The organism is Kineothrix sp. MB12-C1 (assembly GCF_030863805.1).
In the GTDB taxonomy this organism is placed as follows: Bacteria; Bacillota; Clostridia; order Lachnospirales; family Lachnospiraceae; genus Kineothrix.
In genome coordinates, this window is record NZ_CP132957.1 from 908,403 (window position 1) to 934,823 (window position 26,421).

Sequence of the window (26,421 nt, forward strand, 5' to 3'; positions counted from 1 at the left end):
TACAGCCAAAGCCTGTAAAAAAAAGCGCAAAAAAAGACAGAACAGCATGAACTATGCCTTCTGTCTCTTTTGCACCCAATATATGAAATATGGCTACAAATCTATATCCATTTGTAACCATATCCGTTCTATTATCTTTCCTTGAAATATCTGCTACCAAAATGTGCACCAAGTGTAACCTTTATTCCCTTTCTGGTAACACTCTTGTAACCAAACCTATTCCATCATTCCAAAATCAAGAAATTCATTTTCCTCAATTTCTAAATTGGATTCCTTACTAAAATCATCCGAATCAATTCCCACTTCTACATCCGTTGGATTTTTTGCACCAGTAGCATTTGCAGTAGAAAGTATTCCAGTAGAATTTACTACCGCTGACTGTCCAACCATTGAAGCATTCTGCAACGGAACCTGTTGCACACACATCACATAATTTCCAATCAGAGCCGGAAGATTACTAAGCACCTTCTCTTCCACAGATTTAACGATTCTGTCAGAAAAAGCATCTTCTTTCTCCCTTGTCTCAAAGTACGGATCTTGCTCTTTCTTCATGCATTTTTCATAATAATCCAGTATCGCAAGTACAACGAATTTGCTCTGGGACTTAAATTGTTTCTTATCAAGGGCATGTAAGATTTCCCATGCCCTTTTATCTTCCTCTTCTTCCTCGTAGAATCGGATATTTGTATTCCTAATCATTGAAAACTCCTTTCTCACAAGATTTTAACCATATCAATCTATTAAAAATCTTTCTGATTAACGATTCTTATTTTGTCTGCGAAGTCCCATATAACAGTAATACTCGTACCCTTTTGCCGTTGCACAGATATCTGTGATAAAAAATATCTTATCTGGATTATACTCTCCAACGGTTTCCACTAGCTTATGACCACCACCCATAATATGCAGATTCATAAGCTTGTCGTTATATTCATAATCTTTCAACTTCGCAAATATTTCAGCCACATACTCTGCTGCTGCGTTTATGATCAAGGAATTATACGGTTCATCTACTTTTGTTACTCCCGTTCTTAGAAATCGCTCAATCACATCATCCATAAGATTGGTGCCTGTTTCATCCAGTACCTTGTTGCGAATGCGAATTGCACACTGATTAACTCCAAATTTCTCTGTCCATGATTTATTCTCCATTGCCCTTCTGTCATTGAGATACATGATGTTCATGGTTCCATTTCCAATATCCACAAGCATATTAATTCCAGTAAATTCTTTTAATGTCTCTGCCACCGCAGAATAACATTGAGGCATTACGGTACAATCTACAATCTCTACCAGATATTTCTTCTCCCGATATTCGAAATCCACATAGCGGTTACGGAGCAGGTAAGCCTTAAAAGATTCTCTCTGTGCCTTTACCCACTTCAGTGGAAGTCCTACCGCTAGATGAATCTTTGCCTCATGCAATCCTCGAAGTTCCAGTTCCTTTGCAATTGCCGCCAGCGTCAGAATATAATAATCATCGTCTGCAATCTTATCTGCCAGAAAACTCTTGTGCCCTTCTAATATTACATAATATTTATCTTCATATTTCACATAATCCTTACTAAAAATCGGTGCTGTTTCACTTGCTTCTGCGGATGCCTTGAAGCAAAAGTGCGCCGTCTTAATGTTGCCGTACCCATGGTCACAGCCAATAATTAAAGTTCCATTCATAGTATAATCTCTCATTCGTTCTTCTCCTTTACCCTTAGGTGCTGTTGTAATTTCTGTTTGCTTTGTTCTTCCCATAAAATAATGCTGATTTCCCGCTATCCTTAAGTTCTCATTCATAAATAAAATCCCTCCCATTAGTGAAACTGATTAACAATATCTTGAAAAATAACTTCTTCTGCTATTCTTTTCGCTTTTTCCCGAAGTCTCCACATTTCCATGGTGGAACTGCAATCTTTGGGCGGATGGCTCTTAAGATACTTCTCAGTAATCGAATCCAGTAGTTGATAAGCTTCCTCATCAATCTCTGTTACTTTTGTCATTAATTTTCCAAATCGAAGTAAATGACGATAACGATCTTTATGGTTCTCTTTCATAAAATTCATCCAAAGATGTCCATACTTTCCTACATGAATTGGCTCTTGTATTTCTGCCTCTGCAATTACTGGATAAAATAATCCTTCTCGTTCTTCATAACGAACTCCCATGGAATCAAATAATGTTCTCTCTTCGTTCATAATAATTACCTTACCTTCTTCTCCATTTTCTTTGCTTGATTAAGACTCCATTCTTTCACAAGCTTTTCAATCAGTTCCACTTTCTGTTTTGGGGTATAATCAGATGGAAAATACCCTTCTAATGAATCAGCATAAATCTTTAGCTTTTCCCTCTGATTTGGTTTTTCTTCCCCAAGAATTTCATAAAGCATATCCATATCTAATTTTCCTGACTGGCTCATCCGTTTCATTCGATTTGCTTGAGATAAGGACGGAATCACCTGCTCCAGTTCCATAACTGCATGAAGCTCATACTGTTCTTCTTCTGACAGATAAGACAGTTCTACTGCGGAACGAAATGCCAGTTTATCTTCATCTACCATATCCAGTATCTTTGGTATCAGATTCGTAAGGCGAATATATCTTGCAATCTGATTCCTGCTTTCTCCAATCTGTCTTGCCAACAATTCATCTGTCCGCACTCTCTCTTTTTCTAATGGCTGACTGCCTAACTGCCATTTTCCCGAATCATCATAAGAACAAATCATTTGATTCAGTTCCAAAGTCGGATTATCTAACTTTGTCCCCACTGGAGACAAAGTTCCATCTTGAAACAAATCATTTCGCTTCCCCTGCTGCTTCATTGCCTCCAACTTCATCTTGTATGCAAAAGCTTTTTCGCTCGGTCTGATATGCTCTCTTTGCAAATTACTATCGATCATAGCAATTGTGGCTTCTGCATCATCCATCTGCATAACCATGACGGGAACTGTATCAACACCAGCCCATTCACAGGCAGCTTTTCTTCTATGACCTGCAATAATCTCATACCCTTCTCCATCAGGATTAGGTCTAACAATCAGCGGAACCAATATTCCTTTTTCATCAATGCTTTTGGATAATTCAAACAACTGCATATCATGCTCCACTCGAAAAGGATGTCCTTTAAACTCATGCAATTCACTGATTTTGACGTTTCCCGTCTGTAATTCCTGTTCGTTGTTCCATAATGAACACAATTCCTTTGATTTCTTCATCTTCTCATTCCTCCTATTGTCGTAGGTGTCATGTGAAAACTGGCAAAAAAAGAAGACCGCCTGTTTTCACATCAAAGATGTTGAAAACAAGCGGTCTTTCGACTTTTTCTTATGAAGTTGTTGATGGTTTATTTTACTGAAATCATCCGATTTATGAACGATATATTTTTGTGTCCACTCATACCAGTTCTATAACTACTGAGACTTTAATCTCGTTGGAAATCTCTTTTTTTCTTCCAAAATTCGATTTCCCAGTGAACTTAAAAACCCTCGCAAAGTGCGTAAATTCAAGAATTTCTACATATTCACCCTTTGTAGACAACAGACGGTTTCCACATGATTCGTAAACGGAAACATATCTACAGCCACACCCTTCTCCGCCTTATATCCTTTCTTCGTCAAATATTCCAGATCCCTTGCCAAGGTCTCAGGATTACAAGATATATAAACAATTTTCTTCGGTTTCAGCATCGCCAATGAATTCAAGAATACTTCATCGCTGCCTGCGCGGGGCGGATCCATGAATACGGTATCTATTTGTGTTTCTTGTTCTGCGAGTTGCGTCATGAATTCTCCGGCATCTTTTTGGTAGAATTGGATGTTGGAGATTTGATTTTGTTTGGCGTTGATCACAGCATCTTTTACGGCATCTTTATTTAATTCCACGCCGATGACCTGCTTTGCTCTATCGGCAGCCATAATGCCAATTGTTCCGATGCCGCAATAGGCATCGAGTACTGTTTCCTTTCCGGTCAGACCGGCATATTCTATCGCTTTTCCATAGAGCTTTTCAGTCTGTACGGAATTAACTTGATAGAAAGATTTCGGTGAAATTTTAAATATCTTGCCATTTAATGTATCCTCGATATAACCTTTGCCGTATATTACCTGCTCTTTATCGCCCAGAACCATACTCGTCTTTCGATCGTTTGTATTGATTACAATGGTTGTAATTTCCGGTTGTAATTTAAGCAGCGCTTTTACAAAGTTATTTTTAGAAGGCATAATGGGAGATGAAAGAACGAGCACTACCATTATCTGACCGCTGGTATGGCCTACACGCACCATAACATGACGAAGCAGCCCATAGTCTGTATCTTCATCATAAGTTTTTATTTTAAAGGAAGGAAGCAATTCCCTGATGGAACCTATAATCTCATCCGCTTTCTTGTTTTCTAATAAACATTCCTCTACCGGTATGATATAGTGAGTTCCTTCTTTATATACGCCGGAAAGCGGCTTTCCTTTTCTGTCATGAGTGAAGGCGGCACTTACTTTATTCCTATAATGCTCAGGATTTTCCATACCAATGATACCCTCTAATTTCACAAAGGGCTTCAACAATGCTGCCGTTTCTTTTTCTTTCTGCATAAGCTGCTCATCATACGGCACATCTATCATTTTACATCCGCCGCATTCCCCGGATACTTTGCAGCGGCTATTCTTACGCTTTCCTTTGAAACCTTCATTGTTCTTAGGCATTCGCGCTCTTCCGGTCTCAAACTTTATATTCTTTACCTGCTGTTCATTCTTATCGGCAAACTTCTCTGCGTATTCTCTTCCCTTCCCTGCAGTATTCTTCCCTTTATTGCTTTGCCAATTCTGTCCGCCGGCACTGCTTCTCTTTTCTTTTTCGTCTTTTCCGTTTCTTTCTTCTCGTTGTCCCCAGTCTCTTACTCTATCCTTATCTCTATTTTCACTTTTCCAATCTTGCCTATCAAAGCTACTTCTTCTTTGTTTTTCGCTCGACCAGCTCTGTCCCTTTCCTTTGCCTTTATTTTCACCTTGATGTCCCTGTTTTCCTGACCCGGCTCTATTTTCCCTCTCACCTTGCCACTTCTTTTCTCTTACCTTATCTTTATTTCCATCTTTATTCTGCCAATTCTCTCTTCCCCTTTGATTAGTCGGACCTCTTTTCTTTCCGCCTTCTTCTGCATCTCTATTTCTATTCTGATGGCCTTCCTGCTTTCCACCCCAAGAATCTTTTTCCCCCTGCTGCCTGCTATTCTTTCCATCTGCACGCTTTTCGAATCTATCCTTTCCTGCGCCCGGTGTCGTGTTATCGCCACGGCTGCTACTCTTGCCTTTATATCCGTCTTTCTTATAATCTCCCTTATTTCCAACACTTTTTTGCTTCCTGTTTTCCTGTCTCATCTCCGGATTTATCCTCTTCGCTTCCATCTTTTTCTTCACTCTATATAAATCATTCTTTTTTATTTAACTATTCTCTTACCAGTTATTTTTATCTAGTAAATCATTTAATTAATTACCTTTTATCTAATCATTTTTCAACTTATTGACTTCTATACAATACACGTTTATTACCTGATATGCCATGGAACCTTCCTCTCCATTCGGCATTTCCTTCTATCCTTTTTTTCTATTCAATCACTTTCAATATCTTTCTCATTCCATAGGCCACTCCATCTTCATTATGGTGCTTAGTTACATAGTCTGCTGCGGCTTTGCATTCACGGGAAGCATTTTCCATGGCGATGCCATATCCCACATAGCGAAGCATGTCTACATCATTTTCCGCATCACCGAAAGCCGCTACCTCTTCCCTTTGTAATCCCAGTAGGTTCGCAACGTAGGCAACACCCATATGTTTTCCTGCATTCTTATGAGAAATCTCCACCAATTGTGAAACCGAGGAGGTTATGTATACTTGACTGGTGCAACGTTCTATCCGTTTCCATATATCCCTTTTTTCCCTTTCATTTCTCACAATGACATCGATGCTGTCGAGCTTGTCCTTATTTTCCATAATGAAAGAAATAATATCTTCTTTTAAATGTCTTGTCGATTTCATATATTGTATCGCTTCAGGAGATGCGTTGAAAAGTTCAGGGTTATCTACATATTCTTTTCCGGCATAAGCGACACCGTCGATAAATGTTTCATAGGTTACGATATCGTTTTCAGTCTCCTTCATAATGGAGCGGACATCTTCTTCTGTCAGCAGATGCTTATGAAGGCATTTTTCGGTCGGCATATGGTATGTAGCTGCTCCATTCCCGGTTACCGCATATTCTATTCCGGCAAAGCTCCGTATCTCTTGCGGCAACGTATGAAAAGAGCGGCCGCTCGCCACCACAATATGCAGCCCTCTATCCATTGCCTGCCGTAAAGCAGCGCGGTTTCCTTCTGAAAGGCCTCCTTTTTCATTTAACGTCGTTCGATCTAAATCCAGCGCGATACACTTAATGTTCATTTCTATACCTATATCTTTCTCATAACCTGCGGTTTTAACCGCAAATATACTACTTTCTCTTTTCATGTTCCATTTCTATTTTTCTTTTCGTATCTTCATTCAATTGCTTCTTAAGCTCCGTCAAATAAGGAGAAAACTCCACTTCCTTCTCCCCATAGGTTAACTGCAAGTCATATTCCAAAGGAAGCCATGTTTCAATCGATGCCTCATTGTGCTGAAGAACGGCCTCCATCCGATCAAGGCCCTTGCATATCTTCGATTCCAATGTTTTCATCTCTTTCATTTCGCGGAATAATGAGAGCATTTCCTCCCTCTGTGCCGTGGGCAATTCACTTAAGAGCATCTCAATCGCCTTTTCCTCCGCAATTTCATGGTTAGCATTCTTTTCGAAAGCGGGGATATCCCCTGTCACAGCCTCCCCGAAATCATGGAGAAGGCACATAAGAATTACCTTATTCATATCCGCTGTGGGAAAGGCATCTTTTGTCAGATATGCCATCACAGCAAGCATAAAACTATGTTCTGCCACACTCTCTTTTCTCCCGCTCGTTGTCCAGGAATGTCTCGTGTTGCATTTTAATTTTTCAATCTGCCTGACAAAACGTATCAGTTCCTTAATTTCCATTTCCGTCTCCATTCCCTGTATATTTCTCCATAAAAGAAATTACTGCCTCCCGATAAGTGTCAGGTTCTACCAGATTACTCGTTCCATGTGCTGCTTTCTCCACAATCAGAAGTTCTTTCGGAGCAGCACAAGCCTCATAATTCCTATAGCTCATTTCCGTAGGCACAAAGGTATCCTCACTCCCGTGAATGAACAGCACCGGAATATGGTTCTTTTTCATGCAAGCGATCGTACTGCACTCCTTAAAACGGAATCCTGCACGGTTTCCCGCTATATAGTCCGCAACATACAGGAACGGAAATCGCGGCAAACGATAGTCTCTTTTTATTACATGGGAAAAAGTTTCCCACGGGGAAATGAATGCACAATCCGCAATAATTCCTTTTACCTGACTCGGAAGCTCCAATCCTGCTGCCATAAGTACAGTTGCACCTCCCATAGAGATGCCGGATAAAAAGATACTGCAATTCCCCTCAAATCGACCTGCAATATATTCTGCCCATTGTTTTACATCATATCTTTCCTTCACTCCATAGCAAATATAATCCCCTTCACTTTCTCCATGGCTTCTCTGATGGGGCACGAGAAGGTGATATCCCATATCGTGATAGAACTCCACCAACCCGCTGAAATCTCCAAATCCGCCTTCATTTCGATAGCCATGCATTAATATCATCACTTTATTGGATTCTTGCTCGGCTGGCAGGTAATAGGCAGTTAACTTAAGCCCGTCATAGCTCGTCACTACAATCCGCTCCTTCTTCTGGTTCAGGAACCATTGTTTTCCTGCTTCTATTTCCGTCTTAAAATCTGCAAATCCCAGTCCTGTTTCTACAGACTCCGCAACTTGTTCATTCTTAAGCGCCTTCATCGCACCGCCTGCTCTGTTAATTACAAACTTTACCAAAGGGGTTTCCAGGAACCCACTCCTATTATCCCTTACAATTGCTATCTTAAAAAGGAGCCAGGACACTCCGTAGACCGGAAGTGTCAAAAATGCCAACGCTCCGCCGAAGGGACGTAACCATCTCATCTTCAAATCGTTTTTTCCCCTTCCCTTTATTTCCCTTTTTCTCACATCTGTACGATACCCTTTTTTCATCTCCTACTCACCCTTTCTTCTGTCACCAGCTAAAGAATATCAAGACCGATGAACTGTAATCCATTCACATCTCCCATAACTCTCTTTGTACCTCGTGCTGCTCATTCATCCAATCAACAGCTTCTTCCAGCCCTTCCTGGCTAAACGGGAATTCCATACGTTGTTTCTTCGACTCCGGCGTTTTCGCATAGCCAAACGGCTCCGGCCATAAAATCACTTCCAGACTGGTACCATCCTCCCCATCCTTTTTCTTAAGCATGTAGCGCATACCGCTCATGCTTCCGGTATATTCCTCTCTTTTTATATAATTAAGCACATGAAACTTATCTTTCTCTATCATCTTTATAAGCATACTCCTTTCAAAATCTTGGCGGCTTTATGCCGGTGTTCCTGCTTATTTTAAAATTATAACTGAGCTGCTCGTAAAAAACAATCTTCTCCTTAAAAGCCTATACTTCTTAGATCTTCATCACAAGCAAATAGATATTAAACCTTTAAGGACAAAAGTGTGCTTCGCCCATTCTCGCGATTTAAACTTTTAGCAGCACAGCTTTTGTTCCGCGCGCAGCTGCGCATCTTGCACGGAGTGCTTTTATTCTATAGGATTAACAATTTTACACTTTAATGTAACAAGGTGTTTCCTATAGAATAACAAAAGTGTGCTTTGTCCGGAGTCAATGAACAAAAATTAACGAAAACGGTTATTTCACATTTTTGAAATAACCGTTTTTCTTACTTTTGCTATGTATACATTATTTCAGTTTGATGAAGAGGCGCTGGCCGCTGCCGAAGAGCTTGCCGCTATTGCAGCACACATAGCCGCCTGTTGGGCAACGATCAGTGAAATCGTACCGTTTATCGCTGCGGTCTGCATGGTCTCCGCATCCAGATAATCCCTCTGCGCCACAATTCCTGCGTACATCAACCGCTGCTTTCGGGTAATGGCACCGAAAAATCCAAACCCTTTTTGCTGTGACAGCCAATCATCAATCTCTATGATTTCTTGAATAATTTCATCCAAAGCTCCGCCGGACATTGCTAAAATGCCCAGTGTCGGCAAATCATAGTCCGTTCCATATTTATGTCCCGCCGCTTTCAGTCCTTCAAAAAGTTCCATCGTCTTTTTACACTTTATATCAGCCTCTCCATCACAGAGCGCCAGAGTATGGCTGAGTGACTGAACGGCATTGGGGGAGAAGAAATCGGGCTTCAATATATGATAACATTGCTCTGCATCTTCCAGCATCTTATCATCTTCTTTTTCCGAAAGAGCCATAAGGGCACAAAAAGTGCTATCTTCACTCGATGTCAGAAAAGGATGCTCTTGTTTCATCTGGTTGTAGATTTTCCTTGTCCTCGCTGCAATTTCTTTGTACGAAGAGGGGTCTGCCATCTGTGCAATAAGAATTGCGGAAAGCGGCAGATAGGTGGATGCCCAGAAGTCTTTCTTCAATAGCTGGTATACCTGCAAGCCATTTTCCAATGTCTGCTTTGGATCGCTGCTGATTGCCAATATGGAAGCAATCGGTGAGCTGGCCGTACTGCGAAAGTTGGAAAAAACACTGACGTTTTGTTTGAGTAAATCCTTACACTCCTTCAATACCGACTCATCCACGTTCTTATCTCTTACTGTAAAGATACCGGCACAAGCAAGATTCAACAAGCCGCCATCCCAAGGAAAAACAGATTTAACCCTATCTCGATTTTTTATCAATTGTTCGCAATTTGTGCGGGTTTGTTCTTTCATGCTACACTCCTCCACTTTTCTTTCTATCGTATCAGATTTTTGCATATAAGAAAAGACATGCTTTCCTTTGACGGAAAATCATGTCTTCTTTAGTCGGAGTGACAAGACTTGAACTTGCGGCCTCTACTTCCCTAAAGTAGCGCTCTACCACCTGAGCCACACCCCGAGACGCAAATGTTATTATATATGATTTGCGTCATAAAATCAACTATATTTTTACAAATTTTAAAATTTTTAATCTTCGAAGTTTTTCACAGCTTTTTTAAGTAAAATTCAATCGGTTCCTTATCCGCCTTTATTTCTTATCCGCTCTTTCGACGTTAAGTTTTTTCACATTTTCTGTTTTCTTATCATTTCTTTTATTCACATCCTCGCGAAGAAGTGTATATATCGTAGACACGATAGGGATGAAGATAAGCATACCTACAACTCCCATCAAGCTTCCGCCAAGCATTACCGCCAACAATACCCATATGGACGGCAATCCCACCGAGTTCCCTACTACATGGGGATAAATGAGATTTCCTTCTATTTGCTGCAAAACGATAAAGAGAACTAAGAACCAAACAGCTTTTATCGGATCGTCTACCATAATGAGGAAAGTACCCACGAAGCAGCCGATAAATGCTCCTACAATCGGTATAAGTGCCATAAAGGCGATGAGAACTCCCACCAAAACCGCGTAAGGAAAACCGAATAAGGTCATACTCACTACGAACATCGCGCCCAGAATCACAGCCTCTGTACACTGTCCTGCAATAAAGTTGCTGAAGGTTTTACCGGATAATATGAGTACCTTCATGGTCTTCCCGTATGCCCTTTCGCTTAAATATGCCTGCATAATACGTTTTATCTGTTCTCCCAGCTTTTCTTTCTGCGCCAGAATATAAAAAGAAAAGATAAGGGCAACAAAGGTATTCACCACTCCGCCGATAATGCTGGAAGCCACTGTCACCGTAGAGATGAGCATACTTCCGAAGCCGTTTCTCAGAAAATTAACAGCTCCATTCAGCATGGAATTCCATTCCAACTGGTGAGGCATAAACTCTGTCAACGTGGATAGAAGCTGCGGTTGGGATGCGAACATATCCTCCAGCATCTGATAAACCTCAGTCAGAAACTGCGGTATCTTATTTCCCAGATCGACCAGCGTCTTCGTTACCTGAGGCACCACAATAACTCCTACAAGAAGGAGCGCCAGAATTACAAGAGCAAAGGACAGGACAATGCTGACCGGCCTTTTTAATTTTTCCACTCTTGCGTTCTTATTCTTCCCGAATAGCTTTCTCTCAACTGCACTCATCGGAAGATTCAGTACAAAAGCAATCGCTCCCCCATATAAGAAAGGCTTCATAATACCGATAACAAAGAATATTCCCTGCAGCACTACCTCGAACCTCCATACAGCAAGACATATGAGCGCCGTAAAAATAATCAGCCCTCTTATACTTTTCACGTTCTTCTTATTCAAGTCCATAGTTATCTCCTGTTATTCTCTTTTGGTAACAGTTCAGTACCCTCTTTTTCTATTTTTGCTTCAATATTGCAAGCACATAATTCCATATTCTTTCTGTGGAGGAGATGCTTAGGCGCTCCTCGGTCGTATGAATATCCTGCATATTCGGTCCTATGGAAATACACTCCAAATCAGGGATTTTCGCCGATAACAGCCCGCATTCCAATCCTGCATGAATGGCTTGTATCTGCGGCGTCTGCCCAAACATTTCTTCATATACTCTCGATGCCATATCGCGGAACGGAGAATGGACACGGTATGCCCAACCCGGATATTCTCCTCGTACCTTTTGCTGCACACCTGCCATCCCGGCAATCGCCCCCAGTCTTCGAATCAGTACATCTTTCGCACTTTCTAAGGAACTTCTCACTGAAAACTGTACCTGTAAGGCCGCTTCCTCCAGCTCGATAATTCCCATATTCAGAGAAGTCTCCACAAGTCCTTCGATATCTGCGCTCATCGCCTGTACTCCATTTGGCGCGCAGAATAAAAGGTAAATTGCCCTTTCCATGGATTCCTTTGTCAAGCAACGACAGCCTCCCTCTTCTCTCTTCACTGCTTCCAGGAAAAATCCCGGGTCCTTTGTCTGCAGCTCTTGTTTTACCTGTATCTCCATATCCTTCACAATACGAAGAAGATCCTCTTCTCTATCTTTATTCACCAAAACGATAGCTGATGCCTCCCTGGGAATCGCATTGTCCGCCAAGCCGCCTTTTACTGCTGCCATAGAGAATCCTTGGACTTCTTGTAATGCTTCCAATAATCGTCCCAATAGCCAGTTGGCATTTCCTCTTTCCTTATGGATTTCAGCCCCTGAATGTCCCCCCAGCAATCCTTTTACTGATACCTCATAGATACTGCCTTCTCTTTTTTCCCACTCTACGGGAAGAGTCCAATCCACCCTGGCACCGCCTGCACAGCCTGCCCAGATCACACCTTCCTCTTCGGAATCCAGATTCAGCATTCTCTTTCCTTTTAACATGGATACATCGATGCCTCTGGCGCCATCCATTCCCGTCTCTTCATCCACCGTCACGATAACTTCAAGCCTTGGATGCTCCAGAGTACTATCATCTAGTATTGCCAGCGCATAAGCTACTGCAATTCCATCATCTCCGCCCAGGCTCGTATCTTCTGCAAAGACATAATCTCCTTCTACCTTAAGATTGAGCCCCTCTGTCTTCATATCGATCGCCGCTTCCGGTTTCTTCACGGCAACCATATCCATATGACCTTGTAAAATAATCGGAGCCACCTCTTCATATCCTGCCGAAGCCTCTTTGATAATAATTATATTTTTCAATTCATCCTGCAAAACGAATAAATTTCTTTCCTTTGCAAAATGCTTAAGATAATTACTGATTTCATCCACGTTTCCCGAGCCGTGAGGGATGGCACATATTTCTTCGAAATAATGAAATACCCTCTTTGGATTTAAATTTTCTAACTTTTTCATCGTTCTAACCTCATTTTTCTTTTATCCATTTTCTTCGAACCTAAATTCCTGCTAAATCTCGATTCATAGAATTATCGAATACTTTCTATAGTATACACTGAATATACCTTATTGATAAACAGGAATTGTCCAAATTTATAAAATATTTACATATTTTCCCTGTTACAATAAAAAAATCCTGAGGGCCGATAACCTTCAGGATTTCTATATTCTCATTTTAATTATGATAATTTACTCTTTGCAAGCTCAGCTAATGCTGCAAAACCTTCTGCATCATTTACTGCTAATTCAGCAAGCATCTTTCTGTTCATTTCTACTTCTGCAAGCTTTAATCCATGCATAAATTTGCTATAAGATAAGCCGTTCAATCTGGATGCTGCATTGATACGTGCAATCCATAACTGTCTGAACTGGCGCTTTCTTTCTTTTCTTCCTGAGTAGGAATTTGCTAATGCCCTCATTACGGACTGTTTTGCAACTCTATATTGTTTTGATCTTGCTCCTCTATAACCTTTCGCAAGCTTTAATACTCTATTGTGTTTTTTCTTGGCATTTACGCCGCCTTTAATTCTCGCCATTTCTTATTTTCCTCCTTACGATTCTTCGAAATATTTTGTATTACAGATATGGTAAAATCTTTTTCATATTCTTAACATTAGTTGCATCTGTAATAGCAGACTGTCTGAGATTTCTCTTTCTCTTCGCTGATTTCTTCGTTAAGATATGGCGTTTGTAAGCTTTGCTTCTTTTTAATTTACCTGTTCCTGTTAATTTAAAACGTTTAGCAGCTGCTCTGCTTGTCTTCATTTTTGGCATATTTAATTCCTCCTATACTTCATCAATTTTATCTATTTTAACTGGACTAACTAACGCTTTTCAGTTAAAAACATTGTCATACTTCTACCTTCCACCTTAGGTGCCTTTTCCACAGTCGCAATATCAGAAAGCGCTTGTGCAAAATCATCCAAAATATGCCTACTGCTTCCCATATGTGCCATCTCACGGCCACGGAAACGAAGGGTTATTTTTACTTTATCACCTTTAGCAATGAATTTCTTTGCAGCACTCACCTTTGTATTCAAATCATTGGTGTCAATATTCGGAGACAAACGAATTTCTTTTATTTCAATTACCTTTTGTTTCTTTTTTGCTTCTTTTTCTTTTCGTCCTTGTTCATATTTGAACTTTCCGTAATCAACAATCTTGCAGACCGGCGGTTTCGCGGTCGGTGCAATCTTCACCAGATCGAGTTCCGCTTCTTCTGCCAGCTTCATGGCATCTTTCGAGGTCATGACTCCTAATTGTTCTCCATTCTCCCCAATTACGCGTACTTCTTTGTCTCTAATCTGTTCGTTAATCAATAAATCGCTAATGGTTTCGCCCTCCTCGTAATAATAGTGTTATCCGTCTTCTCGAGATACACCGCATAAAAAAAGTGGATAGCATAACTATCCACCAATCGTACATTCTCATAATTCCAACATAGACCAATCGCCAAGTTGGGAAATTTAGAATTATAGACACCTACGAGCCTTTGCTGTAGGGTGAGAGTGGATACTCTGCTTGATTATTCTGTGTTCCTCACACGCTTACATAGTATAACATTCCATTTTTTATATGTCAAGTGAAAAATATCATATTCTCAAAAGTATTTTTTATTCCTGTTCACCTTCAAAAACTATGCGGATTGTTTCGGCACTTTTTTCAAATTCTTTCATTCGTTCATCATCCGATGCCTGAGAATAGGTAATCGTATAAATCTGGTCCGCAGTAATAATATAAATGAGCTGTTCTAACGTCACTCCTTGCACGCTGCAAGAGAGCTTGACTTCGTATGCCGGACATCCATCTATCTCCACTGTTTTAAACCGATAAGAAGTAATCTTAGCATCAGCTCCATAGACTTCTTTGAATTTTCGCTCAGCCTTTCTCTTATAAGCTTCGGCATCCATCGCTTCTTTTAAGTCTTCTGCTCCTACATTCTCCACTACCGAATAATAGATGTTAGAAGAATCGATGGAATTTCTTTCAGAGACATACATTCCCTTTATCTCACTGTCTGCAATATATCCTTCCGGTAAAATGACGGTGCATCCTGTATCTCTATATTTTTCATTTTTATATACGCTCAACGCCTCAATTTGCGCATGTTCCTGCAAGGTTGCACTCTGTTCCTCATTTGTAATAGATATTCTTTCAGCCGCGAATACCGTCTTTGCAGCCAAAGTCGTACCTGATATTAATGTAATCAATATTCCGGCAACTGCTGCTACAGCGATTTTTTTATTATTCATAATTACTTGTTCATGCCTTTCTCATATCCTTCCAAACTTTAGGCAGGGACACGATATTTCACACTTATTCTTATCATGCCTTTTGCCTCTTCCTATTATAGAGAAATTATTTACCCTATACAAGGGTAAAAACAAAAAATGTAATAAAGTTCACAATTTCGTAATATTTAACCTAACAATATGTATCCTCTTTATTTCTATATAAAACCTTCGCGGAAAATGCGTCCCGCGAAGATTTTATATGAACTACTGAATAATTACCCTTTATCTTTCTTTAAAAGTAGCGCAAAGAGTTTCTCTGCAATCCTCCGCGCCGCTTCCTTTGATATCCACATGCTGTGCGAAACATTTATAGTTACTGTTATACACACATTTCGCCGCCTCGCAGTCGATACTGATGGTCTTACATGGATGTTCTAAGGCACTCATATAAGAATCCCCTCTTCTTTCAGCGAAGCTTTCACAGCAGGTATCATCCTCTTGATGAGCATGTTTTCCTCCTACCATAATATCACCCTTACAGCAACATTCACTTTTGTTATACACACAACTATCAACTGTACAATCTAACTGAGCCATTTTTTACCTCCTATCAGACAAGAATATTTCCATAGTTAGTATGACTCCCTTATTCAAAAATATACGGTGCATTCCGCTTACTTTTTTATTGATTTTAAATTATTTTACGCATAGTACCTGGCCTGTGCTTTGAACATTTCCGCATAAATCCCATCAGACAGATTCACCAGCTCTTCATGTGTTCCGTATTCCTTAATCGTATTATCTGCAAATACGGCTATCTTATCGCAGAATTTGCAGGAGGATAATCTGTGTGAAATATAAATTGCTGTCTTACCACCTATTAATGTATCGAATTGTCTGTAAACATCATATTCTGCAATTGGATCCAGCGCTGCAGTAGGCTCATCTAATATAACAACCGGAGAGTCCTTATAAAGAGCCCTTGCAATAGCCAATTTTTGCATTTCTCCGCCTGAAGGTTCAATGCCTTCCTTATCGAAATATTTGTATATTTGTGTGTCGAGACCTTTAGGAAGCGATTCCACTTTCGGTATAAGCCCACTCAATGCACAAATATTCTTTATATCCTGTTCTTCTACTTCTTTTTCCCAATCTCCGAGTTTTATATTCTCCCGTAGGGACAAAGCGAACATTTTAAAATCTTGAAAGACCACTGCCAATGTTTTTATGTAAGTATCGTAATCAAAGTTCTTAATATTCACACCATTTAATAGGATTTCTCCCTCATTCACATCATACAATCGGCATAAAAGCTTGATAAAAGTCGTTTTACCTGCCCCATTCAGTCCTACTACAGATAAATGCTGCCCTCCGGGAATCGTAATATTAATATCTTTTAATATATATTCCTGCATGGACGGATATCGGAATGATACATTACGAAACTCGATAATCGGAAGCGTCTCTTCCGAAATAGTCTCTTTCCCCGCTTTATGCGTATCCTCTATCTCTATAAACTTTACATATTCCCTCATAAAGTTTAACTTTCTACGTACTTCCTGAATCTGATTCAACAATCCTTGTAAACTATCCTTCAAATTATTGGAGGCACCGGCTAACAAAGTGAAATCTCCGATACTAATAGTGCCTGTAAGGAGTTTATAACTTAAGTAGCCGTAAATACAAAGACCTTTTAAGAAATTGACAAAACTTCCTACGCAGTTCCATCTTCCGATACTGTTCGCCGTATAATAAAAGATATCGGAGCATTTCTTTGTCGTATTTATGAACTGCTCGCGCATCATGAGCGCTCCGTTATATAGGCGTATGCTTTTTGCAAATTTGACTTCCAACATATTCCTCGTTGCATAACCAAAAGCTCTATTTACTTTCGGAAATTTCTCGAACTCAATCTTTTGTATTTTACCCGTCTGCCATACCGTGAAGGTTCCTCCTACCACCGCAAATAAGGCGACGATAAGAAGTACCGGGCTCATTACCACTACGATCGAAATAACTCCTGATAAAATCAGTGCGTAGGAGATAAGCAGCTGAATGCTTTCACTAAGTCCTTTCATTCCGCCGGAATACCATGCCATTCCCTCATCGGCTTTTCTTCCTTGATCCAGGGTTTCGGCATTCTCTGTAAGGGGATAATCCATTGTCATGGACTTGAGACTGAGCCGGTCATAAAAATAACGGTCGAACCAATCATCATACTTCGCCAGATTAGTTCGTACGATATGGATCAGACTTAGGAAAAGAAGATTCCCCCCTACAATACCGGCAACAATAATCAGTAATATCTCTGCATTTCTATTGCCCACCAGTTCCTCTAATAAATATTTTGACAATATCAAGTTAATAAAAGGGTGCCCCGCATTTAACAGAATACTAACAAGCAAAAAGACTACATAGGCAGGTTTTTCGTGCCATGCTGCAGAATAAAAATACTTTAACGTTCTAAGCATAACAAGTTTCCTCCTTATCCGCATAATACTGAGCCTGTACCTTGAAAAGCTGTGCGTATTTTTCTCCTTTTTGCATCAGCTCTTGGTGGGTACCGTATTCTACCAGCTCTCCATCTTCGAACATGGCAATCTGATCACAGAACTTGGTGCTTGATAACCTATGAGAAATATAGACCGTGGTTCTTCCGCCCGCCATATGATTGAAATTCTCATAGGATTTGCTTTCTGCTATTGCATCCAGAGCTGCCGTCGGTTCGTCCAACACTATCACCGGTGCAGCTTTATATAAAGACCTCGCTAACATCAGCTTCTGCTTCTGTCCACCGGAAAGATCGATTCCATCATCGTTCAGATTCTTATACAAATAGGTATCTATACCGAGCGCCAGCTCTTGAAGCTTATCTTTCAGATCTGCATCATGCAGGCATTTTGTAATTTGCTCCCGTTTCTGTATATCAGCCGTTTGCATCGATACGTTCTGAGCGATAGGAAATGCGAAGCTTTCATCTTCCTGAAAGACCGGTGCAAGTAACTTCCAGTAATCATTTAGGTCGTATTGTCTAATATCTATACCGTTCAAATAAATATGCCCTTCGGTAGGCTCATATAATCTGCATAGAAGTTTAACAAAGGTGGATTTTCCGGCCCCATTCAATCCCACGATGGCCAGCTTTTCGCCGGCTTTTAAGCAAATGGACAAATCTTTCAGCGCATAGCTATCGGTCCCGGGATACTGAAAAGAAACATGATCGAACGTAAATTCATAAGCAGCGTCCTTATCCCATTTAAAATCTGTGCTCTTTTCTTTAAAGGCTTCTTCACATGCAGTATAATCTTTCAAAAAACTGCTCTTTATAGGTTCATTATTCTGTTCGACATTGCTTTCCAAAAAGTCCCGGTAATCATTCACATGGCGGCTTTCGCTACATATTACGATAAACTTTGTAAATATTTCATTCAAAGCAGTGGATGCATTATGTACACTTCCCAGATATAAAGTAAAGTCAGCTACTGTTAATCCGCCAAAAAGAACTTTATAAATGAGAAAGCCATAGGCAGCCCCCTCCTCTACAAACCCGAGGATATCACCGATGACATAATATCTTGCATATTTATTTTGTGCCAATATATGCTTCTGATTCAGAAAGTTACTTTCTTTCCGAAGCAAGTGATATAATGGCTTTTGCATTTGAAATAGACGAATATCTTTTCCGTATGCAAAGTCTGCCGTCTCTTCCCTATATCTCCAGCTCGCCATCGCTTCTTTCGCCACCTTATTTTCACACTCCTCCTTTTCATAAATGGAGGCCTGGTTAATGAGCGCGAATCGAATGGAGGATAAGATTAAGATTAAGATAACAATAACGGGATTAATTATGGCTAAAAGTACCAGAGCCATAACTGCCCTTACCAGGTTGGGCAGCAATTGGCTGGACCAGTAATGCAAACCCGCTACTCCATTACCATTACTGTTAATGGCTCTCCTCGCTTTAAAAATATTCTTCTGCACTTCCGGGTCTCCATGCATACAAAAGGGCATTGTCCAAACTTTTGTCGTCCAAAAGAGCGCAAAACGATACTCCACATCATGCATTCTGCCCTCTGCCTGTTTATCGCATAGATTAGAAGCAACCAGCATCACGAACTCGGTGATTGCCGCAAGCGCCACTAAACATAATACCCTTTGTACTTCTAATCCCGGTTCTAACGATTGTTCAAAAATCTCAATAATCCGCTTTACCGTATACAGCCATACATAGACGCTTAGCCCCTGTGCCAGTGCATGAATGATCGTACAAGGTATGACTAGCGGCTGCCATTTTAGAATTCCTGCGATCACATACCGCAAGTTTTCCCATACGGAATATCTTCCTTGTTCTTTTCTTCTTTCCCCACGCGCTCCCATATAGCAATATTCCCCCCCTATGTAAAACACATTTTACTTTTTAATAAAAATAATATTAAATGTATATAATGGTTTTTTCAATATTAAATCAGACAATATACAAAACACGGCAAAAATGCGCAACTTTTTCTTGTTTTTCTTATTAAAATAGGGCCGAACCTTCCCTTTATTTTCATAAAGTTAAAGATTCAGCCCTATTCCGGCTATTTATTTTTATTGCTCAACTGCATCCTCTTTGCGAATTTCTTTCGTTCTGATTTCTTTGCAAATCTGATCTGTGAAATCTTCCAGAGGCTTCACTCCTTCATCTCCTGCAAAGCGGCTTCTCACCGATACCGTCTGATCCTCTTCCTCTTTCTGTCCGACTACTAACATATATGGAATCTTGGAAAGTCTCGCTTCCCGGATCTTGAAGCCAATTTTTTCAGAGCGGTTATCCATAGTTGCAAGTATTCCGTTTTCCTTCAGCTTCGCTTCCACTTCAAGCGCATAAGCTTCGTATTTTTCGGAAATGGGAAGGACACGTACCTGTTCCGGGCAAAGCCAGGTAGGGAACTTTCCTTCGTATTTTTCAATCAGCCATGCCAACGTTCTCTCATAGCAGCCCATCGAAGTTCTATGGATAATATAAGGTCTTTTCTTTTCACCGTCCTTATCCACAAAGCTCATATCAAAACGTTCCGCAAGGAACATATCGAGCTGTATCGTAATCATCGTATCTTCTTTGCCATATACGTTCTTAGCCTGAATATCCAGCTTAGGGCCGTAGAAAGCTGCTTCCCCCTCTTCCTCCGTATATTCGATACCGATATGATTTAAAATCGTACGCATCATATTTTGTACTTCATCCCAAAGCTCAGCGTTTCCGAGATATTTTTCCTGCTTATTCGGGTCCCATAACGACAGGCGATAGCTTACATCATCCTGAAGTCCCAGTGTTGTCATACAATACTTCGCCAAATCCACACAGCCCTTGAACTCTTCTTCCACTTGATCCGGACGTACAATTAAATGTCCTTCCGAAATCGTGAATTGACGAACGCGGGTAAGCCCGTGCATTTCTCCCGAATCCTCATTTCTGAAAAGTGTGGAAGTCTCACCATAGCGGCAAGGAAGGTCGCGATAAGATTTCTGGCTCTGCTTATAAACATAATACTGGAACGGGCAGGTCATCGGACGAAGGGCGAACACTTCCGCTTTCTCATCCTCTTCATCTCCCAATACGAACATTCCTTCTTTATAATGATCCCAATGATCGGAAATCACATATAAATCTTTTTTTGCCATAAGAGGTGTTTTCGTTCTCATATAACCGCGCTTTTCTTCTTCATCCTCTATCCAGCGCTGCATCGTCTGAATGATTTTCGCGCCCTTTGGCATCAACAGCGGAAGTCCCTGACCGATAACGTCAACCGTTGTAAAAAGCTCCATCTCGCGTCCCAATTTGTTATGGTCACGTTTCTTTACGTTTTCCAGATATTCCAGATAATCCGTCAGCTCTTCCTTTTTGTTAAACGCAGTACCGTAGATTCTTTGGAGCATCGTATTATCGGAATTACCTCTCCAATAAGCGCCTGAGGAAGAAATCAGCTTAAATGCCTTAATTCCCTTTGTATTCGCAAGATGCGGCCCCGCACATAAGTCCACAAAATCGCCCTGGCTGTAAAAAGAAATCACGGAATCCTCCGGAAGGTCTCTAATCAGCTCCACCTTATAAGGTTCGCACTTTTCTTCCATAAATTGAATCGCTTCTTCTCTGGAAAGGGTGAATTTCTCCAACCGGTTGCCTTCCTTAATGATCTTCTTCATCTCCGCTTCCAACTTATCTAAATCTTCTCTCGTAAACGGTTCATGCTCAAAGTCATAATAAAAGCCATTATCGATACTCGGCCCGATTGCAAGCTTTGCCGCCGGGTACAGCCTCTTTACCGCTTCCGCCAACACATGAGAAGCCGTATGTCTCACGACCTGAAGTCCCGCTTTATCGTTAGCGGTTAAAATATTTAAACTGCAATCGCGGTCTACTGTCGTTCTGATATCAACTACCTCACCATCTATCTCACCGGCACAAGCTGCTCTCGCAAGCCCTTCGCTGATATCCGCCGCAATATCCATCACACTCATCGCAGCTTCATATTCTTTACTGCTTCCATCTTTTAATGTAATCTTCATCTTAATAACCATACCTTTCTTAATAATCCGCTGCTTCGGCTTATCTGTTACTGTTCACTCCGTGACCGGTAACGCTTATATCCCTATTTATTCCTCACAGCAGCATTCTTCTTCGCAATAATCGAACAACTCATCTTCATCCAAAGTATTTATATTATTGCTGCCGTTATTACTTCCAATCATCACTCTTTTTTTCGGAGAAATCAACATTCCCACCACGAGTCCGGATAATACACACACTGCCAGAGTCAGCATATATTCCCTCTTCTTCATCGTCTTTAACTCTTCCAAAATATCCTGTAATTCATTCCATCTTTCCTGCATAATCATTTTCCTCCTTTTTGGCTTACAAACTTTAACTCTTTCATCTCTTTCTTACTATAAATAAGGGATTTCCCAATATGGAAGAACAAAAGTGTGCTTCGCTCACTCTCGCGATTTAAACTTATAACTGCACAGCTTTTGTTCCGCGCGCGTAGCTGCGCATCCTGCACGGAGTGCTTTTATTCTATAGGATCAACACTTTTACACTTTAATGTAACAAGGTCTTTCCTATAGAATAAAAAAGCCCCTTACACCATATTTCCATATAGTGTAAGGGACGTATTGTTATTCTACGCGGTTCCACCCTTTTTGTTTCGCACCATGAACATATATTCACTGATTGCGAAGCCTCTTCCTTCGACGGTAACGGTATCACCGGACCTGATTAGGGTCACTCAGAGATGGTCTTCGGATGCTTCCTGCCAGGATACTTGCAGCTCCCTTACGTTGCCGTAAATCGGTACCCCTCTCTGACACATTTCCACATCTTACTTTTCTCTTCTTTGTATTATTCATATTCACTATTTACTGTTATTCTATGACACTTTTTTTAATTTGTAAAGTTGTAAATAGTATTTCCAAGTTTTTTCTATATATTGCAATAATTTCTATTTAATTTTTGCCGCAGCATTTCTTATATTTTTTACCGCTTCCGCAAGGACATGGATCGTTAGGATATATTTTATCTTCTTTTACGACTGTTGTAGATGCTTTCTGAATTCTGTAAAGTTCTTTCCTTTTGTCCTCATCGAGGATAGCATTCCACTCTTCCAGTTCATACAGCCAGTCCGCTCCTGCTCCGACCATATTCTTATAAAGAAGTTCATTATCGAAATCCAGGCTTACTTCCGTATCCTCTTCCATATCATCGATGGGGTTCGCTTCTTTTAAGCTGTCATTGATGCCGTCAAGAAATCCTGCCATAGTCAGAAGATCAACATCGTACTTTTCTGCCAGCTCCTTTACGGTACCTTTTACTACTTCTTCCTGATTCCTCAAAAGATCTGCATAGATTTCTTTTTCTTTCTGAAAATAGTCTGCCCAGAGTCTCTGTAAATCTCCTTTATTTGCTGTTTCTGAATAAGCCATATCATGCCACTGTTTTAATAATGCCATTGTACTACCACCTTTGTCTATTATCGTTATAATATATGTTGACGATTCTGCCGGAAAATTCTGCTGAAAACTTTTCAGTAGAATAGAAGAAAATGGTCAAACTATTGTTAGTATATAATATTTTTCAAAAAAAGTAAATTTTTTTATTTTATCTGTATAAACCTGGAAATGACGTCAATAATAAAAATAGTCAAGGGAACCCCCTCCTTTGACAATACCCCAGATAAGAAAAATACTTATCCTCCCCTATGGAAGCCTTTGAAAATGATGAATATGCATTTTCAGGGGCTTTCATTTATCCAATCAGTATTTCGTCTTTTATTATTTCCATTCCTTCTAAAATGTGATATGATACCAGGGTCAAAAGGTCATGTTTTTTCATGCCTGCATGAAATACATGACTTTGGGACCCGCCAAACATGAGAAAGCAGCCCGAATAGGGCGGATTTCGAATGTTTTAGGAGTGCGCAGCAATCCGTAGGTATCAACATCATATGTGTTATTGAAATACATAGCGTAAATATATTTATTAGAAATGGAGATCACATGAAGAAGAAATCAAAACAAATCGCAGCTTGGTTCTGCATCATCTTATTAGTATCGTTATACGTGGCAACCTTTATTATTTCCCTCTTGGATTTCCCCGGATCAGGTGCGCTTTTTCAAGCCTGTCTTGCGGCAACCATCGGAGTTCCTATTCTTTTGTGGATTTACATCTGGCTGTATGGAAAGCTTAAGGGCAGACACACCATCGCATCTATGGATATCTTACAGGATGCCGATTCTTCCGATCGGGAAGAATTATAAAACATCCTCGTATAAATCTTCACTATTCACTACTTTTTCTAAGAATACGTTAACGCTTTTCTCACAGAATTGCGTTCCGGCCCCTTTCTTCAATTGATCGATTGCATATTCTTTCGACAAAGCCTTGCGATAGCTTCGTTCGCTTCTCATCGCATCATAGGCATCCGCAATCGCAATCAATCGTGACGGAAGGGGTATTTCTTCTCCGGCGAGTCCCTTAGGATAACCTTTCCCATCCCATCTTTCATGGTGAGCCAGCACATATTCACTCATCTCTGAGAAATCATTGATCGTGCTAAGAATCCGATAGCCTATTTCCGGATGCTTCCTAATTTCTTCCCATTCACATTCATCTAAGGAACCGGGCTTATTTAATATTCCCTCTTCGATAGCAACTTTTCCAATATCATGTAGAATCCCTACCGCTTTTAATTCCTTTATTTCATCCTCTCTTAACCCCATAGCGATTCCCATCATTTCGCATAGTTGGGAAACTCTGCGGGAATGCTCTTCTTCCCTCGGATTTTTCTCATGAAGTGTGGCCATAATTGTATAGAGCGTTTTCCCTTTTACACTGGCACTTTCCAAAACTTTTTTCTTATACATATAGGTTTCTGCATTTTTCACGGTATCCGTAATCGGTTCCTCTGCATTTCTCTTAGCACAGTAGCCAAAAGCCAGGGATAAGGGCACAGAATTCACCGATTGCTTACTCGCTGCCTTTTCCATATTGCCGATTAACTGCTTCATCTCTTCTTCCCCCGTATTTGGCGAAAAGATAATGAATTCATCCCCTGCCTGCCGGCACACAATATCTTGTTTTCTCGTTCCTTCACTGAGCACACTTGCGACTTTTTTAATATATAAATCTCCCGCGGAATGTCCGAAAGAATCGTTAATCAGTTTTAAACCATTGATGTCTATCATCGTAATCATTAGAGGATAATTCTCTTCCTTATCCAATGCGATCAGCGCCTCATCGAAAAACCTACGGTTGAACAGCCCTGTCAACTGATCATGATAACTCAAAAAGTTCAAACGGCTTTCCGCTTGTTTTCGCTTAGTAATATCATTGACAATGATTGCCAACTGATTTTCCATCGGACGATATGCGATAATTTCATAATAATATCTCGTCCTTTCCTGAAATCTTTCATAACGGGCAGGCTTACCGGTTCGTGCCGTGCGTACCAGTTTCTCCATATTTTCCGGCTCCATATTCTCATGCACTTCACAGAATCGCTTCCCAAGGACATCCCTCTTTTTCAGTCCCGTCAGTACCTCATGGCTATGATTTGCATCCATTATCCTATATTGTGAAAGTTCGTCCCCCGGTTCTCCTACGTAGAGGGCCAAGCCAAGCTGCATCTCTGTAATCAGGGATTTGTATTTCTCTTCGCTCACTTTCAGCTTTTCACCGTATTCTACAATCTGTCCATATTGCACACGCAATTCCTCTTCTGTGGCCGTCAACTCTTCTACGTAAGACTGCAGTTCTTCATTAGAAGCCGATAACTCATCATAGCTTTCATTCAACATTTTCTTCATATTCTCCACCTTCTTCAGAAGACCGGATATGAGATAGTAAATAATGAGTGCCGTACAGAGGACATAAAACATCCCCTTATAAGTATTGATCATCAATCGAATACGTTCATTCCTGAAAAAAGCATCTACCGCCATATCTGAAAAATAAATCCAGGCAAATCCTATAAGCATGTAAATGATACATATTTTGGCGCCCTCACGCTTCAAAATATCTTCCCTCATCGTTTTCCATTTATCTTTCCAGTATTTTATCATGAGAATTTTCATCGTGAGAACCTCCGTTTAAGCCAGGCTGCTTTCTACAGCACCTCTTCCTTTATATAACACCTAACTTTTCTAATTCTTCTTTCGCCTGCATCTGATCGATGAAATGAATGGTATACATACCAAACTTCTCTGCCGCTGCCAGATTTACTTTCGTATCATCCAGAAAAACACATTCCTCCGCTCTCAAATGATATCTATCTATTATAAGCTGATAAATCTCTGGCTGGGGCTTAATAAGCTTCTCTCTAAACGACAGAATTCCACCGTCCACATAAGGGAGAAAGTCAAGAGCATCCTGACAATCTTCATAAGCACGGCTCGCGAAATTAGACAGGACCAGCACTTGATACCCCTTACTCTTTAATTCTTTTACCCATGGAATCGCATAATCATACCTTACGACCATTCCTTGAATATTGGTAAGGGATTCCCGCAATTCCTTTTCTATCTCCGGATCATTCGCAATAAATGCATCCATAATTTCCTCATCCGATAAAGCTCCTCTGTCATATTCAGCCCAAACAGCACTTTCCACCGTTGCTTTGAAAATTCTCTGCAATATCTCTTTCGAATAACCGAACTTTTGGAAAAACGCCTGCCACTCAAATCCTACCAGTACGTTTCCTATATCGAAAATAATTGTTTTTATCATTGCTCTTTCCTCCTGAA

At 40.5% G+C, this 26,421-nt stretch carries 25 protein-coding genes and 1 tRNA gene; 1 reads left to right on the top strand and 25 read right to left on the bottom strand.

Annotation, left to right across the window (positions count from 1 at the left end; translation table 11 throughout):
• Nucleotides 1-216: 216 nt before the first annotated feature.
• The 23 genes from RBB56_RS04265 to RBB56_RS04375 all read right to left on the bottom strand — a co-directional run bounded on the left by RBB56_RS04265 (nt 217) and on the right by RBB56_RS04375 (nt 23,130).
• Nucleotides 217-699, bottom strand: coding sequence for a hypothetical protein (locus RBB56_RS04265; RefSeq protein ID WP_306721162.1), 483 nt, complete (start codon nt 697-699; stop codon nt 217-219).
• A gap of 57 nt (nt 700-756) precedes the next feature.
• Nucleotides 757-1,791: a ParM/StbA family protein gene (locus RBB56_RS04270; protein WP_306721163.1), complete on the bottom strand. Its 1,035-nt coding sequence runs from the start codon at nt 1,789-1,791 to the stop codon at nt 757-759.
• 17 nt (nt 1,792-1,808) lie between these two features.
• Entirely contained in the window at nt 1,809-2,189 is a 381-nt protein-coding gene (locus tag RBB56_RS04275; protein ID WP_306721164.1) for a TnpV protein, read from the bottom strand.
• A 5-nt stretch (nt 2,190-2,194) separates the two neighbouring features.
• Nucleotides 2,195-3,205, bottom strand: coding sequence for a ParB/RepB/Spo0J family partition protein (locus RBB56_RS04280; protein WP_306721165.1), 1,011 nt, complete (start codon nt 3,203-3,205; stop codon nt 2,195-2,197).
• A 297-nt stretch (nt 3,206-3,502) separates the two neighbouring features.
• Nucleotides 3,503-5,398 (bottom strand): 23S rRNA (uracil(1939)-C(5))-methyltransferase RlmD, encoded by a 1,896-nt coding sequence (rlmD, locus tag RBB56_RS04285; protein ID WP_306721166.1) that lies wholly within the window; start codon nt 5,396-5,398, stop codon nt 3,503-3,505.
• A gap of 187 nt (nt 5,399-5,585) precedes the next feature.
• Nucleotides 5,586-6,485, bottom strand: a complete 900-nt coding sequence (locus tag RBB56_RS04290; protein ID WP_306721167.1) for an HAD family hydrolase — start codon at nt 6,483-6,485, stop codon at nt 5,586-5,588.
• Nucleotides 6,469-7,044, bottom strand: coding sequence for an HD domain-containing protein (locus RBB56_RS04295; protein ID WP_306721168.1), 576 nt, complete (start codon nt 7,042-7,044; stop codon nt 6,469-6,471). The genes RBB56_RS04290 and RBB56_RS04295 overlap by 17 nt, the downstream gene beginning before the upstream one ends.
• Entirely contained in the window at nt 7,034-8,146 is a 1,113-nt protein-coding gene (locus RBB56_RS04300) for an alpha/beta hydrolase (protein ID WP_306721169.1), read from the bottom strand. Before RBB56_RS04300 ends, RBB56_RS04295 begins: the two co-directional genes overlap by 11 nt.
• A 64-nt stretch (nt 8,147-8,210) precedes the next feature.
• Nucleotides 8,211-8,486 (bottom strand): hypothetical protein, encoded by a 276-nt coding sequence (locus RBB56_RS04305; protein ID WP_306721170.1) that lies wholly within the window; start codon nt 8,484-8,486, stop codon nt 8,211-8,213.
• Between the two features lie 417 nt (nt 8,487-8,903).
• On the bottom strand, nt 8,904-9,893 hold the full coding sequence (locus tag RBB56_RS04310; protein WP_306721171.1) for a DUF4003 family protein: 990 nt from the start codon (nt 9,891-9,893) through the stop codon (nt 8,904-8,906).
• A gap of 93 nt (nt 9,894-9,986) precedes the next feature.
• Nucleotides 9,987-10,059, bottom strand: a tRNA-Pro gene (locus tag RBB56_RS04315).
• 129 nt (nt 10,060-10,188) lie between these two features.
• Nucleotides 10,189-11,370 carry an AI-2E family transporter gene (locus RBB56_RS04320; protein ID WP_306721172.1) on the bottom strand — a complete coding sequence of 394 codons (1,182 nt, stop codon included), beginning with the start codon at nt 11,368-11,370 and terminating at the stop codon, nt 10,189-10,191.
• Nucleotides 11,371-11,419: 49 nt separating this feature from the next.
• Nucleotides 11,420-12,865 carry an aminoacyl-histidine dipeptidase gene (locus RBB56_RS04325; protein WP_306721173.1) on the bottom strand — a complete coding sequence of 482 codons (1,446 nt, stop codon included), beginning with the start codon at nt 12,863-12,865 and terminating at the stop codon, nt 11,420-11,422.
• Between the two features lie 221 nt (nt 12,866-13,086).
• Nucleotides 13,087-13,443: a 50S ribosomal protein L20 gene (gene rplT / locus RBB56_RS04330; protein WP_306721174.1), complete on the bottom strand. Its 357-nt coding sequence runs from the start codon at nt 13,441-13,443 to the stop codon at nt 13,087-13,089.
• A gap of 40 nt (nt 13,444-13,483) precedes the next feature.
• The gene (gene rpmI, locus RBB56_RS04335; protein ID WP_306721175.1) at nt 13,484-13,681 is read right to left on the bottom strand and encodes a 50S ribosomal protein L35; all 198 of its coding nucleotides are present in this window, start codon (nt 13,679-13,681) and stop codon (nt 13,484-13,486) included.
• A 50-nt stretch (nt 13,682-13,731) separates the two neighbouring features.
• The gene (infC, locus tag RBB56_RS04340) at nt 13,732-14,226 is read right to left on the bottom strand and encodes a translation initiation factor IF-3 (protein ID WP_306721176.1); all 495 of its coding nucleotides are present in this window, start codon (nt 14,224-14,226) and stop codon (nt 13,732-13,734) included.
• Nucleotides 14,227-14,520: 294 nt separating this feature from the next.
• Nucleotides 14,521-15,159, bottom strand: coding sequence for a hypothetical protein (locus RBB56_RS04345; RefSeq protein ID WP_306721177.1), 639 nt, complete (start codon nt 15,157-15,159; stop codon nt 14,521-14,523).
• 264 nt (nt 15,160-15,423) lie between these two features.
• Complete coding sequence (locus RBB56_RS04350; RefSeq protein WP_306721178.1) at nt 15,424-15,738, bottom strand: DUF1540 domain-containing protein; 315 nt, start codon at nt 15,736-15,738, stop codon at nt 15,424-15,426.
• Nucleotides 15,739-15,842: 104 nt separating this feature from the next.
• Nucleotides 15,843-17,612, bottom strand: coding sequence for an ABC transporter ATP-binding protein (locus tag RBB56_RS04355; protein ID WP_306721179.1), 1,770 nt, complete (start codon nt 17,610-17,612; stop codon nt 15,843-15,845).
• On the bottom strand, nt 17,605-19,518 hold the full coding sequence (locus RBB56_RS04360; RefSeq protein WP_306721180.1) for an ABC transporter ATP-binding protein: 1,914 nt from the start codon (nt 19,516-19,518) through the stop codon (nt 17,605-17,607). The genes RBB56_RS04355 and RBB56_RS04360 overlap by 8 nt, the downstream gene beginning before the upstream one ends.
• Nucleotides 19,519-19,731: 213 nt before the next feature.
• Nucleotides 19,732-21,690 carry a threonine--tRNA ligase gene (thrS, locus tag RBB56_RS04365; protein ID WP_306722090.1) on the bottom strand — a complete coding sequence of 653 codons (1,959 nt, stop codon included), beginning with the start codon at nt 21,688-21,690 and terminating at the stop codon, nt 19,732-19,734.
• A gap of 87 nt (nt 21,691-21,777) precedes the next feature.
• Nucleotides 21,778-22,014, bottom strand: coding sequence for a hypothetical protein (locus RBB56_RS04370; RefSeq protein ID WP_306721181.1), 237 nt, complete (start codon nt 22,012-22,014; stop codon nt 21,778-21,780).
• 612 nt (nt 22,015-22,626) lie between these two features.
• Nucleotides 22,627-23,130, bottom strand: coding sequence for an SEC-C metal-binding domain-containing protein (locus tag RBB56_RS04375; RefSeq protein WP_306721182.1), 504 nt, complete (start codon nt 23,128-23,130; stop codon nt 22,627-22,629).
• 546 nt (nt 23,131-23,676) lie between these two features.
• Between RBB56_RS04375 and RBB56_RS04380 the strand changes: the two genes are divergently transcribed.
• Nucleotides 23,677-23,937, top strand: coding sequence for a hypothetical protein (locus RBB56_RS04380; protein ID WP_306721183.1), 261 nt, complete (start codon nt 23,677-23,679; stop codon nt 23,935-23,937).
• Here RBB56_RS04380 and RBB56_RS04385 read toward each other — a convergent pair.
• Both RBB56_RS04385 and RBB56_RS04390 read right to left on the bottom strand, forming a co-directional pair.
• The gene (locus RBB56_RS04385; RefSeq protein ID WP_306721184.1) at nt 23,932-25,752 is read right to left on the bottom strand and encodes a sensor domain-containing diguanylate cyclase/phosphohydrolase; all 1,821 of its coding nucleotides are present in this window, start codon (nt 25,750-25,752) and stop codon (nt 23,932-23,934) included. The genes RBB56_RS04380 and RBB56_RS04385 overlap by 6 nt on opposite strands.
• 49 nt (nt 25,753-25,801) lie before the next feature.
• Nucleotides 25,802-26,404: an HAD family hydrolase gene (locus RBB56_RS04390; RefSeq protein WP_306721185.1), complete on the bottom strand. Its 603-nt coding sequence runs from the start codon at nt 26,402-26,404 to the stop codon at nt 25,802-25,804.
• Nucleotides 26,405-26,421: the final 17 nt, after the last annotated feature.

Bases quoted from the DNA above. Each gene is read 5' to 3' on its own strand.
- RBB56_RS04265 (WP_306721162.1), bottom strand. From the start codon at position 699: ATGATTAGGAATACAAATATCCGATTCTACGAGGAAGAAGAGGAAGAT.
- RBB56_RS04270 (WP_306721163.1), bottom strand. From the start codon at position 1,791: ATGAATGAGAACTTAAGGATAGCGGGAAATCAGCATTATTTTATGGGA.
- RBB56_RS04275 (WP_306721164.1), bottom strand. From the start codon at position 2,189: ATGAACGAAGAGAGAACATTATTTGATTCCATGGGAGTTCGTTATGAA.
- RBB56_RS04280 (WP_306721165.1), bottom strand. From the start codon at position 3,205: ATGAAGAAATCAAAGGAATTGTGTTCATTATGGAACAACGAACAGGAA.
- RBB56_RS04290 (WP_306721167.1), bottom strand. From the start codon at position 6,485: ATGAAAAGAGAAAGTAGTATATTTGCGGTTAAAACCGCAGGTTATGAG.
- RBB56_RS04295 (WP_306721168.1), bottom strand. From the start codon at position 7,044: ATGGAAATTAAGGAACTGATACGTTTTGTCAGGCAGATTGAAAAATTA.
- RBB56_RS04300 (WP_306721169.1), bottom strand. From the start codon at position 8,146: ATGAAAAAAGGGTATCGTACAGATGTGAGAAAAAGGGAAATAAAGGGA.
- RBB56_RS04305 (WP_306721170.1), bottom strand. From the start codon at position 8,486: ATGATAGAGAAAGATAAGTTTCATGTGCTTAATTATATAAAAAGAGAG.
- RBB56_RS04310 (WP_306721171.1), bottom strand. From the start codon at position 9,893: ATGAAAGAACAAACCCGCACAAATTGCGAACAATTGATAAAAAATCGA.
- RBB56_RS04320 (WP_306721172.1), bottom strand. From the start codon at position 11,370: ATGGACTTGAATAAGAAGAACGTGAAAAGTATAAGAGGGCTGATTATT.
- RBB56_RS04325 (WP_306721173.1), bottom strand. From the start codon at position 12,865: ATGAAAAAGTTAGAAAATTTAAATCCAAAGAGGGTATTTCATTATTTC.
- rplT (WP_306721174.1), bottom strand. From the start codon at position 13,443: ATGGCGAGAATTAAAGGCGGCGTAAATGCCAAGAAAAAACACAATAGA.
- rpmI (WP_306721175.1), bottom strand. From the start codon at position 13,681: ATGCCAAAAATGAAGACAAGCAGAGCAGCTGCTAAACGTTTTAAATTA.
- RBB56_RS04345 (WP_306721177.1), bottom strand. From the start codon at position 15,159: ATGAATAATAAAAAAATCGCTGTAGCAGCAGTTGCCGGAATATTGATT.
- RBB56_RS04350 (WP_306721178.1), bottom strand. From the start codon at position 15,738: ATGGCTCAGTTAGATTGTACAGTTGATAGTTGTGTGTATAACAAAAGT.
- RBB56_RS04355 (WP_306721179.1), bottom strand. From the start codon at position 17,612: ATGCTTAGAACGTTAAAGTATTTTTATTCTGCAGCATGGCACGAAAAA.
- RBB56_RS04360 (WP_306721180.1), bottom strand. From the start codon at position 19,518: ATGGGAGCGCGTGGGGAAAGAAGAAAAGAACAAGGAAGATATTCCGTA.
- thrS (WP_306722090.1), bottom strand. From the start codon at position 21,690: ATGAAGATTACATTAAAAGATGGAAGCAGTAAAGAATATGAAGCTGCG.
- RBB56_RS04370 (WP_306721181.1), bottom strand. From the start codon at position 22,014: ATGCAGGAAAGATGGAATGAATTACAGGATATTTTGGAAGAGTTAAAG.
- RBB56_RS04375 (WP_306721182.1), bottom strand. From the start codon at position 23,130: ATGGCATTATTAAAACAGTGGCATGATATGGCTTATTCAGAAACAGCA.
- RBB56_RS04380 (WP_306721183.1), top strand. From the start codon at position 23,677: ATGAAGAAGAAATCAAAACAAATCGCAGCTTGGTTCTGCATCATCTTA.
- RBB56_RS04385 (WP_306721184.1), bottom strand. From the start codon at position 25,752: ATGAAAATTCTCATGATAAAATACTGGAAAGATAAATGGAAAACGATG.
- RBB56_RS04390 (WP_306721185.1), bottom strand. From the start codon at position 26,404: ATGATAAAAACAATTATTTTCGATATAGGAAACGTACTGGTAGGATTT.